Origin of the sequence: Bradyrhizobium sp. F1.13.3 (genome assembly GCF_040548265.1) — a bacterium.
In the GTDB taxonomy this organism is placed as follows: domain Bacteria; phylum Pseudomonadota; class Alphaproteobacteria; order Rhizobiales; family Xanthobacteraceae; genus Bradyrhizobium.
Genome location: NZ_JBEPRI010000006.1, coordinates 194813 through 208246, shown reverse-complemented (window position 1 = coordinate 208246; position 13434 = coordinate 194813). Strand labels below are relative to the sequence as shown.

At 64.8% G+C, this 13434-nt stretch carries 12 protein-coding genes and 1 tRNA gene; 5 read left to right on the top strand and 8 right to left on the bottom strand.

Features of this window, described 5'->3' with window-relative positions; all coding sequences use genetic code 11:
• Nucleotides 1–229: 229 nt before the first annotated feature.
• Nucleotides 230–3643 carry a PAS domain-containing sensor histidine kinase gene (locus tag ABIB66_RS18400; protein ID WP_354208141.1) on the bottom strand — a complete coding sequence of 1138 codons (3414 nt, stop codon included), beginning with the start codon at nucleotides 3641–3643 and terminating at the stop codon, nucleotides 230–232.
• 651 nt (nucleotides 3644–4294) lie between these two features.
• Between ABIB66_RS18400 and ABIB66_RS18395 the strand changes: the two genes are divergently transcribed.
• The 3 genes from ABIB66_RS18395 to tenA all read left to right on the top strand — a co-directional run bounded on the left by ABIB66_RS18395 (nucleotide 4295) and on the right by tenA (nucleotide 6149).
• Nucleotides 4295–4726: a phasin gene (locus ABIB66_RS18395; protein ID WP_275172505.1), complete on the top strand. Its 432-nt coding sequence runs from the start codon at nucleotides 4295–4297 to the stop codon at nucleotides 4724–4726.
• Nucleotides 4727–4918: 192 nt separating this feature from the next.
• Nucleotides 4919–4995 (top strand) — tRNA-His (locus ABIB66_RS18390).
• 479 nt (nucleotides 4996–5474) lie between these two features.
• Nucleotides 5475–6149: a thiaminase II gene (gene tenA / locus ABIB66_RS18385; RefSeq protein ID WP_354208139.1), complete on the top strand. Its 675-nt coding sequence runs from the start codon at nucleotides 5475–5477 to the stop codon at nucleotides 6147–6149.
• 109 nt (nucleotides 6150–6258) lie between these two features.
• Here the strand turns inward: tenA and ABIB66_RS18380 are convergent, their stop codons facing one another.
• The 4 genes from ABIB66_RS18380 to ABIB66_RS18365 all read right to left on the bottom strand — a co-directional run bounded on the left by ABIB66_RS18380 (nucleotide 6259) and on the right by ABIB66_RS18365 (nucleotide 10043).
• A complete protein-coding gene (locus ABIB66_RS18380; RefSeq protein WP_354208137.1) occupies nucleotides 6259–6663 on the bottom strand; it encodes a nuclear transport factor 2 family protein in 405 nt (134 codons plus the stop codon).
• 342 nt (nucleotides 6664–7005) lie between these two features.
• Nucleotides 7006–7944 carry an AEC family transporter gene (locus ABIB66_RS18375; RefSeq protein WP_354208135.1) on the bottom strand — a complete coding sequence of 313 codons (939 nt, stop codon included), beginning with the start codon at nucleotides 7942–7944 and terminating at the stop codon, nucleotides 7006–7008.
• Nucleotides 7945–7950: 6 nt separating this feature from the next.
• A complete protein-coding gene (locus ABIB66_RS18370; protein WP_354213920.1) occupies nucleotides 7951–8880 on the bottom strand; it encodes an HpcH/HpaI aldolase/citrate lyase family protein in 930 nt (309 codons plus the stop codon).
• Nucleotides 8877–10043 (bottom strand): CaiB/BaiF CoA transferase family protein, encoded by a 1167-nt coding sequence (locus ABIB66_RS18365; RefSeq protein WP_354208131.1) that lies wholly within the window; start codon nucleotides 10041–10043, stop codon nucleotides 8877–8879. The genes ABIB66_RS18370 and ABIB66_RS18365 overlap by 4 nt, the downstream gene beginning before the upstream one ends.
• 321 nt (nucleotides 10044–10364) lie before the next feature.
• Here ABIB66_RS18365 and ABIB66_RS18360 point away from each other — a divergent pair, with 321 nt between their 5' ends.
• Nucleotides 10365–10715, top strand: a complete 351-nt coding sequence (locus tag ABIB66_RS18360; protein WP_354208359.1) for a hypothetical protein — start codon at nucleotides 10365–10367, stop codon at nucleotides 10713–10715.
• 428 nt (nucleotides 10716–11143) lie between these two features.
• Nucleotides 11144–11821, top strand: coding sequence for an AAA family ATPase (locus tag ABIB66_RS18355; RefSeq protein ID WP_007596685.1), 678 nt, complete (start codon nucleotides 11144–11146; stop codon nucleotides 11819–11821).
• A gap of 78 nt (nucleotides 11822–11899) precedes the next feature.
• Here the strand turns inward: ABIB66_RS18355 and ABIB66_RS18350 are convergent, their stop codons facing one another.
• From ABIB66_RS18350 to ABIB66_RS18340, 3 genes are all read right to left on the bottom strand, one after another.
• Nucleotides 11900–12046, bottom strand: coding sequence for a hypothetical protein (locus ABIB66_RS18350; RefSeq protein WP_275172513.1), 147 nt, complete (start codon nucleotides 12044–12046; stop codon nucleotides 11900–11902).
• Between the two features lie 131 nt (nucleotides 12047–12177).
• On the bottom strand, nucleotides 12178–12324 hold the full coding sequence (locus ABIB66_RS18345; protein ID WP_354061676.1) for a hypothetical protein: 147 nt from the start codon (nucleotides 12322–12324) through the stop codon (nucleotides 12178–12180).
• 178 nt (nucleotides 12325–12502) lie between these two features.
• Complete coding sequence (locus ABIB66_RS18340) at nucleotides 12503–13411, bottom strand: 4-hydroxy-tetrahydrodipicolinate synthase family protein (protein WP_354208129.1); 909 nt, start codon at nucleotides 13409–13411, stop codon at nucleotides 12503–12505.
• Between the last annotated feature and the right edge of the window lie 23 nt (nucleotides 13412–13434).

Sequence of the window (13434 nt, the reverse complement as noted above, 5' to 3'; positions counted from 1 at the left end):
ACGGATTTCGCTCGGTCGGCCATTTGAAATCACTGGGGTGCGGGAGCTGCAGTGTCGAACTGATCAGCAGGCGAAACGCTTGGTCCAGGCTTCAAGCCGCAACAAGGGGCTTCGGTTCCGTTCGGGATAAGTTGCAAGACGTGGCAGCCTTCGTCGGGCGCGGCCCGGCCGAAGCCGGCCGCAGCGCCGCCGCGGGGGTGCAGCATCGGCTGGAAATCGAGGTCGCCGCTTACGCCTTCGCCAGCGCCGGTGCGAACACCACCTCGATCAGCGAGCCGGAGTTCGCCGCGCTCTTGATGTTGAAGCGGGCGCGGTTGGCTTCGACCAGGGCCTTGGTCAGCGACAGGCTCAGCGCCGAATTGTCCTCGGCGTCGCCGGGCGGTGGCGTCCGGAACGGCTCCATCGCGGCGGCGACTTCGCGCTCGGTGAGGCCATGGCCGGTGTCGCGGATGCGAAGTGCGACCTCGCCGCGGTCGGTCAGCGCAGTCGAGACGATGACCTGGCCGCCGGCGCTGGCGAGCCGGATCGAGTTCGAGATCAAATTCATGGTGATCTGCCGCATCGCGCGCGCATCCGCGCTCACCTGCGGCAGCGCGTGGCCGAGCGAGGTGCGGATGATGATGCGCTCGCGGTTGGCCTGCGGCTGCATCACGACCACGCAGGCCTCGACCAGATCGTTGAGGTTGAGGTTGGCGAAGTTGAGGTCGAGCTTGCCGGTCTCGATCCGCGACAGCTCGAGCAGGTCGTCGATGATGGCGATGACGCGCTCGCCGGAGGCGCGGATGTCCTTCATGTACTCGCCATAGCGCTCGTTGCCGAGCGTGCCGAAGCGCTCCGAGATCATCACCTCCGAGAAGCCGATGATGGCGTTGAGCGGCGTGCGGATTTCGTGGCTGATCCGCGCCAGCATGTCGGCCTTGGCATTCGCCGCGCCGTCGACCAGACGTCGCGCCTGCGTCAGCTCGCTCTCGCCCTGCTTGCTCTGCGAGAGGTCGCGGAACACGGCGAAGAAGTTCGGGCCGTCGGGCCTGGTGCGGCCCATGATCATGGCGAGCGGAATGACGCCACCCTTCTTCTCGCGTCCCAGCACCTCGCGGCCGTGGTCGAGCAGGCTCGCGATGTCCTGGCTCTTGAGGTTTTCCAGATAGTCGATCACGACATGCTGGCTCTCCGGCGCGAACAGCGTCACCAGATTCTGCTGCATCAGCGTCTCGCCGTCATAGCCGAACAGCGCCTCGGCGCTGCGGTTGCAGGCGTGGATGTTGCCTTCGGCATCGAACATGACGATGCCCTCGGCCGTGGTGTCGAGGATCGCGGCGAGATCTTCCGCGTCGGCTTCGCCGACCTCGGGCTCGGGCGCGAAGATCTCGGGGACAATGGTCTCGGCGACGACGGTCTCTGCGATCACGGGCGCAGCCGCAACGGGCGCGGCCTGCGGCAGCGCGCAGATCAGCGCATGCGCACTCTCGCCGTCCCAGTCGATCGCGTGCAGATGCGCCTCGGTGGTCGGCAGCGGCGCTTCGCCATTGGCGAGCGTCGCGCTGATCGTGACAGGCGTGCCTGCTTGCGACGTGCTGCTGGCCGCCGAGACACCCGGCTCGACATAGAGCGCATCCAGCCCGCCGGCATTCTCCAGCGCGCTCAGGCTGGCATAGCCCATGCGCGCGAGAAACGCCGGGTTGGCATAGAGCAAGCGGTCGAGCCGATAGATCAGGATGCCGGTCGGCAGCAGGTCGAGCAGCGCGCGGTCGCGCGAGCTGTGGCCGTGCGCCGGCGGCGCGGGCGCGGTCAGCCATTCGGCCGGCGCGTGCGGCGTCTCAGCCTCAGACTTGGGCTCGGGCTCCGGCGTCGGCGCTTCGGGCGTGATCTCGGCATCCGGCGGCTCGGCCGATGCCGCGATGGTTTCCTTGTCGCGTTCGAGGCGCTCGGACAATTGCCGCGCGAGCTCGTTGAACGCGCTGTTCTCGACCGGCGTCAGCGTCGGCGGTCGCGTGTCGCCGGGCGCGCGGAACGGCAGGACATTGGGAGGCGTTTCCACTGGCGTTTCCGGATCGGTTGGATGTGAATTCGCGTCGGGTGTGGGTTCGGGCAGTTCAGCTTCAGGCTCAGGCTCAGGCTCAGGCTCAGGTGCGGGCGGCTCGATCGGCGGAGGCGGCGCCTCTGGCTCGGGCTCCGGCTCGACCACATCGGCGGACAGGCTTTGCGGCGCCGCCGGTTCGGCCAGCAGCTCAAAGCGCCTGAGCGCATCGAGCCGGTTGAGTCCGTCGAGATCGCGGCAGACGCCAAAACCCCTGAAGCCCGCAAAATTGCGTTCGCCGTCATAAACCGGCAGACCGGCAAGCTCGACCGGCAGATGCTCGCCGCCGTCGGCCGGCCAGTTCACGGTGATCCCGGCCCAGGTATCCTTGCTGGCAAGCGCCTGCGCCACGCGGCTTTCAGGGTCGAGCGCGAAGGTGTCGGCGATCTCGCGCCAGGGGCGGTCGAAGCCGGCCGCCGTGCGCGGCCCGATCAGGTGGATGAACTCGTCGGAGAGAAGCACAAAGCGGCCCTCTGCATCCGCCTTCCAGAGGAAGCGCAGCGGATGCTGACGCGGTGCGGGCGGCTCTTCGTGGCCCGACGGCGGCTCGACCATGCCTGTTACGGTCGGCGCGTCCTGCGGCGACACCATGGCTTCGGGCGAGTTTTCAACCGGAGTTTCTGGCGCGGCGTCGGCCGCTTGCTCGACGGCTTGCTGGATCGAGACGATCTCCGTCGCTGGCTCGCGCGCGGGCGGTTCGTGCGCGATCGTTGCTTCCGGCGCGTCGACCGGCTCGGCAAATGCATCGAACAGCGCGATTTCGGATGGCGCCTCGTGCGAGGGCGCTGCTTGCACATGCTCCGGCGCGGCGGGTGGGGCAGGGGACGGCGCAGGCTCGGACGAAGCGATGTCTTCGCGCGCGATCTCTTCAGCGGGCTTGGCTTCGACCTCCTCACTCGCAGCCGCCGCCTGCTGCACCGCAGGCTCGATCAGCGCGACCAGGCCGATATCGGCCCCGCTGCCGACCCGCTGCAGCACCATCTGGCCGATGCCGATCGGCGTCTCGGCGCGGCCCTGGCGAAGCGCGTCGCTGCGCGCTTGTTCGAGGCCGGCTTCGCCGAGATCGCGGAAGCCGAGCAGGGTGCGGGCGGTTTCGCTGGCGCCGACGAACAGGCCGTCGGGCGCGAACGCCGCCATCGGCGCCTTGGCGCCATCGACGAGACGAAGCAGCCGCTCGACCAGCGGCATGGCGCGCAAGCCCGGGTCCATCGCGGTGACAAGCACAGCGCGGCCGCCATCGGCGAACTCAAGCCGGGCACAGGCGCAGGTCATCAGCGTGCCGAGCCGCGCGCCGAAGCCGCGCAGCCGTTCGAGCCGGATCGCCCCGTTCGGAGGCAGCCGGCCGGCAAGGCGAACGATCTGGCGGCGGTGGCTGTCGGCGGGCCCGAAAGTCTTGTCCGCGAGCGCCGTGGCGTTGGCCGCGCCAAACAGTCTTGCGCCGACCGGATTGGCCCAGAGCACGCGCGTGCCGTCGATCGACCAGAGCCAGGCGGGCAGCGGGGAGGTCGCGTGCACGGCCAGCCGGGGATCGCCCACGCCTCGCAACTGGAAATCCGAACTCGTCATCCGACCGGCTTCGCGTCTCGCTTGTCAGCAAGGCTGCCGGGAATGACAGCCTTAAGAAAGGGTTAGTATCGCCCGCAGCCGCGGGCAGGTCCACGTCCCAAGCCTACGGGCCAAGGCCTAAAGCCGCGATAACCTTAATGTCCCCAGGCCCGCAAGCCGCGCCGGCGCTGCATCCGCAGGATTCGCGCGTGGCAAATGGTCAGTCGCATCAATCCAAGCTCGCGCCCCAACTCAGCTGCGTTCCCTCCCCCCTTGTGGGGGAGGGCTAGGGAGAGGGGGTAACCCAGCAAAAGGTGTCAGTCGTTGCCCCGCGGCCAAAGCGCGACAGAGAAAATCCCCGTGTGGCACCCCCCTCCCTGACCCTCCCCCACAAGGGGGGAGGGAACGGAGAGAGCGCGGCCGCCGGACTCAAATACCTCAACCACCGGTTCCCCAGCTTGGGAACCTCATCCTCCCCGCGATTAAATTTGCGCAATGCACCCTCCAAACCCGTTGCGTTGCACAATGTTGACATTTTGGGCAGGCATTGGTTCGGGCGCTGGGCGAGCCATCATTCGTTTCGTGTTTCCGGTCTTCGCATCCGTCACCCGGTTGGCCGGCGGGCGCGCCTGAAGGCTCACTCCGTTTTTTCATTAGTGTGAGGGACAAACCATGACAGGTGCGACTGATCCGTTTTCTGCCTCGATCATTCCGTTCGAGGTCCCCGAGCAGATGCGTGCGTTCGCCGAAAAGGGCGTGTCGCAGGCCCGCGAGAGCTACGCCAAGTTCAAGGACGCCGCCGAGACCCACAACGGCACCGTCGAGGCCGTGTTCTCTTCCGCCCACAAGGGCGTGAGCGAATACACCGCCAAGCTGATGGAGTTCGCGAAGGCCAACACCAAGGCCCATCTCGACTTCACCCAGGAGCTGTTCAGCGTGAAGGCGCCGCAGGATGCGTTCGCGCTGTGGACCAACCATTCCAAGACGCAGCTCGAGACCTTCCAGGCCCAGGCCCGGGAGCTCGCCGAGATCACCCAGCGCGCTGCCACCGCCGCCGCCGAGCCGATCAAGGCCTCCGCCGCGAAGCTCTACCCCGCCGCCTGATCCGGCGCGGCCGTCTCAATTAAGAAACCCGGGCCTAGAGCCCGGGTTTTGCTTTGGAAATAACCTCGTTTGCGGGACGTTTTGAGGGTGTTGCGGCCTTGCCAAAAACGCCCGTTGCACCTAGTTTCCGCCCCGTCCAGCCCCCTCGGTACCGGCCCTTTCAAGGGCGCCCCCCGGGCGGCTCGCAAGGATGCAGTTGTAGCTCAGTTGGTTAGAGCGCCTGTCTGTGGAACAGGAGGTCGGTGGTTCGAGCCCACCCAACTGTACCAGTGTTGGTGGAGAGCTTTGGTTGCCCTGGCACGAGCGAGCTTCCTCGACACAGAAACACCAGCGGTCGAACGGTTACCCACCCACTTTACCAGCGCTGGCAACCCCTTTGCCGCGATGCGTTTAGGGTGCCAACAAAGCAAACCCGCCCTTACGTGAGTTAGGCAACACGACTGCACCAAATCGTCCAACGTCACCGAAATCTGGTTGTACGCGCGAGTCCTGCGCTAAGATGATCGCTTCAGTTGTGGGATTTGTCGCAAAGGTTGATTATGAATTGGCGTGATTTGCTGGTGGGAGCGTTTGTGTATTTGCAACAGAAGATGGTGCAGGAAGCGAAGTCGTTGCTCCTGAGGAAGGTTAGTACGCATGGAGCGGAACCAATCGAATTAGCAAACCTCGCGCTCGCGATGGGACTTAGGATCATGCACGCTCTCTACCGTAGAGCGCGGATGACTGACCAAGCCAGGCGAAAAAGATCGTGAGTTTCTTCGAGCGTCTCAAGACAGCAGCATCCGTTGAGTGGCGGGCCTATACCGAGCATCCCTTCACGAACGGATTGGCAGACGGCTCGCTCCCCGAAGCGTCGTTTCGTCACTACCTCGTTCAGGACTATCTGTTCCTGATCGAGTTTGCTCGCGCCTATGCGCTCGCGGTCTACAAGTCGCCCAGACTTGCCGACATGCGTGAAGCAGCGGCCGGCCTTTCGGCCATCCTCGATGTCGAGATGAACCTGCATGTGAAGCTCTGTGCCGATTGGGGTCTGTCCCCGACCGACCTTGAACAGGCGCCTCCGGCGGCCGAGATGCTGGCCTATACACGCTACGTGCTCGACGCGGGCATGCGCGGCGATCTGCTGGCACTCAAGGTGGCGCTTGCCCCCTGCGTGATCGGGTACGCGGAGATCGCAACGCGGCTCGCCTCGCTCCCCCTCGCGGACGCTGCGACGAACGCCTACCGCGTCTGGATCGCGGAGTACGCCGGCGCGCCGTACCAGGAGGTCGCCGCCAAAGCGCGGGCGCACATGGAGCATCTCGCCGATCTCTACGCCACGCCGGCGCGCGAGGCAGAGCTGATTGCGATCTTTAGGGAAGCCACCCGACTCGAGGCAGACTTTTGGGAGATGGCTTGGCGCGAGGGCCAGCGTGTTCAATAACCCTTTCGGAGCCTGGTTCATAACCTGAAGGTCATACAATTACGAATTAGTGTGACAGTGCACCAAGCTAACCAACGCCAGGCGACACTAACAGAACCCCATCGCGCGTTCAGGAGATCATCGCCTTGATCTGCGCAGTGTCCGCAAACTCGATCAGCTCGACGATCTTTTCGTCCTGAAATCTGAACAGGTCCAGGATCTCGGTGCTGGAAGCCTTCCCGGTCGGATGGTGTCGAACGACGACGCGGGAGTGGACAGCAACGCGATCTCCGTCGACCAGCTCGGCCAGGATTTCGCGACCTTCGAAACCGAATTCATCGATCAATTTACTGAAGGCTCCACGCAGGGTCGGGTGCCCCTGCATAGTCCCCGTCAGTGCGAGCGCGCTGTTGTCGCCCATCAAGGTGAACAGACCCTCGGGATGAAAGGCTGTCACCAAGCCTTCGGCGTTACCGCCGTCGCGTGCCGCGTAAGCGCTTCTGATCAATGCCAGTCTCTCTTCACGCTGTCCCATGTCACCCTCCCTGCAGGACGTATCAGGGCAGCCTAGCGACCTTTGCGTGTAAACGCAAAATCATCGCGTTGAGGGGGCGAAGCTCAGCACGCCACGAAGCAGGATGGGTCGCTTTCGTTCCCCGATTTCAGGAGAAAACGGCGCCGAGCACCGCCGAACCTTTTCACGACCTTGGGTGTTTGTGTTGCGGCAGGACTGACAACGCTGAGGAGCTGAGACATGAACGGCATTATCTATCTGGTCGGACTCGTCGTCGTAATTGGTGTGGTGCTCTCGTTCCTGGGCCTGCGCTGATTGGATATTCGGTCGGTGGTGCGGCGCACTCTGCAGGCCTCTGACACTTCACCTCGCCACCAGCCACACCACCACCGGCAACGTCACCGCCGCCAACAACGTCCCCAGCGCCACCGCGCCCGACACCGGGTTCACCAGCCGCTGATACTGAACCGCGAAGATGTACGCGTTCGCCCCGGTCGGCATGGCCGCGAACAGCACGACCACGCCGGCCGCGAGCGGCGGCAGGTCGAGCAGCTTTGCCAGCACGAACGCGGCAGCCGGCATCGCCAGCAGCTTGAGCGCGCTCATCACGACGACGCTTAACATCTCGCCCTTGACCTCGAACCGGAACAGATTGATGCCGAGCGCGATCAGCGCCGCCGGCGAGCCCGCCTGCGCCAGCAGCTCGACGGTCCTGTCGACCACGGGATGCAGGCCGAGGCCGGTGAAACGCCAGACCACGCCAAAACCGATCCCCAGCATCAGCGGATTGCGCGCGAGATCCGTGAGCACGGGCCGGATCACCGACAGCGCCGAGCCGGTCTGCTTGCGGCTGACCCATTCCATTTGCAGGATGCCGCAGAGCCAGAGCAGCGGCGTGTTCACCGACAGGATCAGCGCCATCGGGCCTGCGGCCTCGTTGCCCAGCGCCGAGAGCGTCAGGGGAATGCCGAGCATCACGATGTTGCCGTAGACCGAGCCGATCGCGAACACGACGCCGTCCTCGCGGTCCTCGCGCCGCTGGCGCAGCAGCGCCGACAGCGCTAGCGCTGCGATCCAGGTCAGCGCGAGCGCGCCGTAATAGGCGCCCCACATCCTGTAGGGGCTGACGCCGGAAAATTCCGAGACGACGATGGTGCGGAACAGCAGCGCGGGGATCGCGATGCTGAAGGCGAATTCCGAGATGCCCTTGTGCGCGGTCTCAGAGACGAAGCGAAACAGCACCGCGGCATAGCCGGCCGCGATCAGCGCAAACACCGGCGCGACGATCAGCACCGTGGCCATGCGCCGCTACGATCCCATCTCGATGATCCTGCGCGCCATCCGAACATTGGCATAGTCGATCATCTTGCCGTCGAGGGTCACCGCGCCCTGGCCCTGCGCCTCGGCCTGCTCCATGGCCTCGACCACCCGGCGCGCGTGCGCGAGCTCGGTGTCGGAGGGGACGAACGCCCGCAGCGTCGGTTCGATCTGGTCGGGATGGATCACCTGCTTGCCGTCAAAACCCATCGCAGCCGCCTTGAGCGCGCTGCTTTCAGTCAGCCTGCCATCCCGGAACGCGCCGCACGGACCGTCGATGGCGCGCAGGCCGAACGCGCGCGCGGCCACCAGCAGGCGCATCATCGGATAGGCGAACAGATCGAGCGGGGCGGAGGCATAGCCGCTCTGGGCGGAGCCCACGTGGCGGTAGCCGTCCGGCGACGCGCCGATTTCCGAGGAGCGGGCGCCGATCGACGCCGCGAAATCGCCGACGCCGAGATGAAGGGCGGCGACGCTTTGGTGTGCCGCGGCGAGCGCGTCGACATTGACGAGCCCCAGCGCGGTCTCGATCAGCAGTTCGAGCGCCACAGGCGAGGGCCGATCCGGCGCGGCCGCGCGCAGCTGATCGGCAATGGCGGCGATGTCGCTCGCGTGCTCCGCCTTCGGCACGATCACCGAATCCAGCCTGGGCAGCGCAGCGAGCATGCGGATTTCCTGCGCGATGAAGGGGCTGTCGACGGCGTTGAGCCTGACCGCGACGACCTTGTTGCCCCACTCCAGCGAGGACAGCGCCCCTGCGGCTTCCGCCAGCGCCGCGCTCTTCTCGGTCGGCGGCACCGCGTCCTCGAGGTCCATGAACACCGCGTCCGCGGCCGAGGCAGCCGCCTTGGCGACGAGACGGGAGCGATGCGCGGGAACGGCCAGATAGACCCGCGTCGGCCGCCGGGGCGTCATCGTCATGTCTCCCTTGCGAGACCGAGCTCGCTGAGGATGGATGGGTTGTGCTGGCCGACGTCAGGCACCGGATCCATCCGGGGCGACAGGCCGGGAATGGTGAGGGCCGGCAGGAAGCTCATGACCGGACCGCACGGAGATCCCACCGGTTGCACCCGGGAGCGGGCGCGGAGCTGCTCGTGCTCCAGGAACGCCTCGACCGAATTCAGGTGCGCGTTGGCGATCGAGGCCTCGTCGAGCAGCCGCAGCACCTCGTCACTGGTCATCGCTGCAAAACGCTGCTCGATATGGACCTGCAGATCGTCCCTGTTCTGCATGCGCAGCGGATTGGTGCGGAAGCGGGGGTGGTCGGCAAAGGCGGCGTCGCCAAGCACAATGGCGCACAGCGATCGCCATTCCCGGTCGTTCTGGATGCCGAAGAAGATCGTGTTGCCGTCGCCGACGCGGAAAGGGCCATACGGCGCTATCGTTGCATGCCTGGCGCCGGTTCGCGGCAGCGGCCGGCCCGTACTCTGCGTGTAGAAGGCGGGATAGCTCATCCAGTCCGTGATGGAATCGAACAGCGAGGCCTGGAAGGCGGTGCCCTTGCCGGTCCGCTCGCGGCGATACAACGCCATCAGCACGCCGTTCAGGATGTACATGCCGGTGGCGATATCGACCACCGAAAGTCCGACCTTGGCGGGCTCCGCCTCGGTGCCGTTGATGGCGAGGACGCCGGCCTCGCACTGCACCAGGAGATCGTAGGCCTTCTTGTTGCTGTAGGGACCGCCCGCACCATAGCCCGACACGTCGCAGGCGATGATCCGGGGAAATTTCCGCAGCAGCGATGCGGCATCAAGGCCCACCCGCTCCGCCGCGCCGGGCGCCAGGTTCTGGATGAAGACGTCGGCCCGCGGCAGCAAGGCCTCGAGCACCTTCTGGCCTTCGGGGCTTTTGATGTCGATGGCGAGGCTCTCCTTCGACCGGTTGGTCCAGACGAACTGGCTCGACATCCCGTTCATCACGTGATCGTAGTCGCGGCAGAAATCGCCATCGCCCGGCCGCTCGATCTTGATGACGCGCGCGCCCCAGTCCGCAAGATGCCGGCTGGCAAGAGGAGCCGCGATCGCCTGCTCGAGCGAGACCACCGTCACACCCGACAGCGGCAGCTCCGCCTCATTTCGCTCCATGCAATCGTCTCCGTCCCGCTCACGCTTTTGTCCAGCGCAGGAGACAGGCCGACCACCCCACGCACGTTCTGTGATGATGGCATCATGCTCCTGTTTTGCCCGACGAGTCAAACCGCATTTCGTAAAATCCGTAAATCACCATTGGCAAAGTCCAATCAACACATGGACTTGGCTACTGTGCATGGGGTTGTTTTCGCGCTTTTTGTTTTGGGAGGCCCTGTTGCCGAGACCGCACACGTCCCGCCTTTCGCATCTACCCTCGTTGCCAACGAACCCCCGTTCACCCACTATCCGCTCCGACTCGACATTTTGGGGGGATCGATGCCGCCGTTCCGTTTCAACAAGACCTTTGCTGCTGCGATCACGGGCATCGCCCTGGCCGTCCTGATCCACCCCGGTGAAGGCTTTGCCTACTCCCAGGAGGAGCAGCAGGCCTGCACGCCCGATGCGATGCGGCTGTGCGGCGACTTCGTTCCGAACGTCGATGCCATCACCGCCTGCATGATCCAGAAGAAGTCGCAGCTCTCGCCGCAGTGCCGGGTGTTCTTCCGGCCGGGACCGGAGCCGGGCATGGCGGCCGCGCCCCGCGCCGGCAAGCCGACCAGCATCGCGCCCAAACCTGCGAAGAAGAGCACGAAGACCGCCAAGAAGAAGAAATCCAGCGAAGGCTGAACGCGGGCACGCGTTCCCTTTTTGAAACTCGATCATGCCCGGGCCAAAGCGCGCAGTGCGTTTGAAGTCCCGGGCATTTGCGTGCCCGGCCCCTCGTCGCTGAGTCCAAACTGATCAGGACATCAGTCCCACACCAGCCACCGGACTCGTTTTGTTCGCCTCCGCGTGCGGACGCTTGCGACAAGGCGGGATGGAAACGGCCAGCGAAACGGATTGCGCGGCGAGGTTGCATTCCATTATTTCCCGCCGGGCTGCCCAAAAAACGCACGATTGCCGGCATGAAGCCGTCGTCGCACGCGACAGTGTGACTCAAAAGCCAACGCGCTTTGTTATTTCATGGCGCCGACATAACTTATGATAAATTTTTCTTTCCCGAATCACCGCGGTGATTCATTTTCGCCGCCTGGGGTCAATCTGGAGGCAGAGGTATGAACGTTATTGTTTTTGCATCGCGTAAAGGTGGCTCGGGCAAGAGTACCCTGGCCGCGCATCTCGCCGCGCAGATCAAGGCGACCAAGCCGATCCTGCTCGTCGATGCGGATCCGCAGGGCTCGCTCACGCTGTGGCACAAGCTGCGTGGCACCAACGAGCCGCCGATCAAGTCCGCAGTGAACTCGGTCAGCGGCATCGTCTCCGCTGCCAAGCGCGACGGTTATGAATGGGTGTTGATCGACACGCCGCCGAACCTGTCGGCCGTCGTTGACGACGCCATCCGCAATGCCACCATGGTGGTGATTCCCGCCCGTCCCGGCGTGTTCGACGTCAACGCGGTGCAGGAAACCATCCAGATGTGCCGTGCGGCTCGCAAGCCCTACGCGGTCGTGCTCAACGGTGCGCCGGCGCGCCGCGACGAATCCGAAAGCCCGATCGTCACCATCGCCCGCGAAGCGCTGGCGAAGTTCCGTGCTCCGGTGTGGGGCGGCCAGATCACCAACCGTTCGGATCTGCTGATGGCGCTGAGCCACGGCGAGGGCGCGCGGGAATATCAGGCCGAGAGCCGTGCGGCTCAGGAAATCGCAAGGCTGTGGGCGGCGATCGAACGTTCGGTAAAGGCTATTCGCGGCACGGCGTCGGCGTCCGGCGCAATGCACAAGCAGGCGGCGTAATTTTTCATAAATCATTCCCCGGACGAAAAACGCGCGGACATCCGCGCGTTTTGCGTTTTTGGGAAGATGACTTGGTAGCTAGGCCACCATCAGCATGTAGAACACGATCACCGGCGACAGAGTGAGGATCACCGACCAGATGCCGGCGGCCCAGAGAATGTCCTCGGTGGTAAAGCCCTGCTGTTCAGCGTCGTAATGCGACGCCACTTCGTTATGACTATTCACAAACGCCCCCGCGATTTCTTCGCTTATGGGCGTGAACGCTACATTGGATGTTTTAAAAATCCGGGTCGCAGTCTCGCGCGCTTTCGAACACAGGTGCTACCACGAGTTAACCATCCGGACGTGCGCTTGCCTCACGCCAGCCAGACCCGAAACACCAGCACCGGCATCAGGCCGAGCATCACCGCCCAGAAGCCGAACGACGACACCACCACAATTCCCCGCATGAAATCGGCTGACGCGAAGACGTCTGCCGCCGTCGGGCGGATGCGTTGCCCCATGATCATTCCCCCATTTGAAAAGACTTTGAATGAAGACGATAGGCGCGTTTGCGTAAACGAGCCGTGGATGCACCATGCGGCAGCAGCGAAGGCCGTTCGGGCGCAGTTAACCACGCACTCCGCTCTCTCACTCCCTCTCCCCGTACTTACGGGGAGAGGGTGGGGTGCGGGCTATCAGCTACGCCGCGACTTGCATCCGTCGCTCGATCTCGCGGTCGAGCTGGACTGCGAGTTCGCTGCCGACTTCGACCATCGGCAGGCGCACTTCGGGGCTGTCGATCAGGCCCGCGCGCCACAGCCAATACTTCGCCGGTGCGGGACTGGGCTCGGTGAACAATAGGCGCGTCAGGTCGGCGACCTCCTGCCAGCGCGCCAGCGCCGCATCGTGATTGCCGTGCTTCAGCTCGGCATGGACAGCCGCAAACGTCGCGGTCTCGAGGTGGGCTGACAGCACGATGCCGCCGTCGGCACCGTCGCTGAGCGCCTCGAAATAATTCGCATCCTCGCCAGTCAGCACGCGAAAGCCCGCAGGCCGGTCGCGCAGCAGCGCGATGGATTGCTCGCGGCTCGCGCCGCAATCCTTCAGGCCGATGATATTCGGATGCCCGGCAAGCCGCAGCAGCGTCTGGTTGGTGATGTTGACCGAGGTGCGATAGGGAATGTTGTAGAGCGCGAGCGGCCAGGCGGCGTGATCGGCGAGCGCCTCGAAATGCGCCAGCAACCCGCGCTGCGACGGCCGCACATAATACGGGCTCGCAATCAGGTAACCGTCGATCGGCCAGTCCGCGGTCTCGTCGAGACGCTCCTTCAGCCGCGAGGTGTCCGCGCCTGACAATCCGAGGCAGACCGGAATCTTGCTGTGGGCGGCGGCCAGCTCGTCCCGCACGATGGCGACGAGGCGTTCAAGCTCCGCGTCGCGCAGCGTCATGCCTTCACCGGAGGTCGCCCCCAGGATGAAGCCGTCGACGGCCTGTCCGCTGTAATGCCGGGTCAATCGGCGCAGCGACCTCTCGTCGAGAGCGCCGTCGCGAAACGGCGTCACCAGCGGCAGCCAGAGCCCGTGCAATTGTTCCTGTAGTCCGGTCATGTTCCATCTCCTTCTCGGGAAAA

Excerpts from the sequence above, each read along its gene's own strand:
- ABIB66_RS18360 (WP_354208359.1), top strand. The coding sequence starts at position 10,365 with ATGCCGCCGTTCCGTTTCAACAAGACCTTTGCTGCTGCGATCACGGGC.
- ABIB66_RS18400 (WP_354208141.1), bottom strand. The coding sequence starts at position 3,643 with ATGACGAGTTCGGATTTCCAGTTGCGAGGCGTGGGCGATCCCCGGCTG.
- ABIB66_RS18365 (WP_354208131.1), bottom strand. The coding sequence starts at position 10,043 with ATGGAGCGAAATGAGGCGGAGCTGCCGCTGTCGGGTGTGACGGTGGTC.
- ABIB66_RS18345 (WP_354061676.1), bottom strand. The coding sequence starts at position 12,324 with ATGGGGCAACGCATCCGCCCGACGGCGGCAGACGTCTTCGCGTCAGCC.
- ABIB66_RS18380 (WP_354208137.1), bottom strand. The coding sequence starts at position 6,663 with ATGGGACAGCGTGAAGAGAGACTGGCATTGATCAGAAGCGCTTACGCG.
- ABIB66_RS18395 (WP_275172505.1), top strand. The coding sequence starts at position 4,295 with ATGACAGGTGCGACTGATCCGTTTTCTGCCTCGATCATTCCGTTCGAG.
- ABIB66_RS18370 (WP_354213920.1), bottom strand. The coding sequence starts at position 8,880 with ATGACGATGACGCCCCGGCGGCCGACGCGGGTCTATCTGGCCGTTCCC.
- ABIB66_RS18340 (WP_354208129.1), bottom strand. The coding sequence starts at position 13,411 with ATGACCGGACTACAGGAACAATTGCACGGGCTCTGGCTGCCGCTGGTG.
- ABIB66_RS18355 (WP_007596685.1), top strand. The coding sequence starts at position 11,144 with ATGAACGTTATTGTTTTTGCATCGCGTAAAGGTGGCTCGGGCAAGAGT.
- ABIB66_RS18375 (WP_354208135.1), bottom strand. The coding sequence starts at position 7,944 with ATGGCCACGGTGCTGATCGTCGCGCCGGTGTTTGCGCTGATCGCGGCC.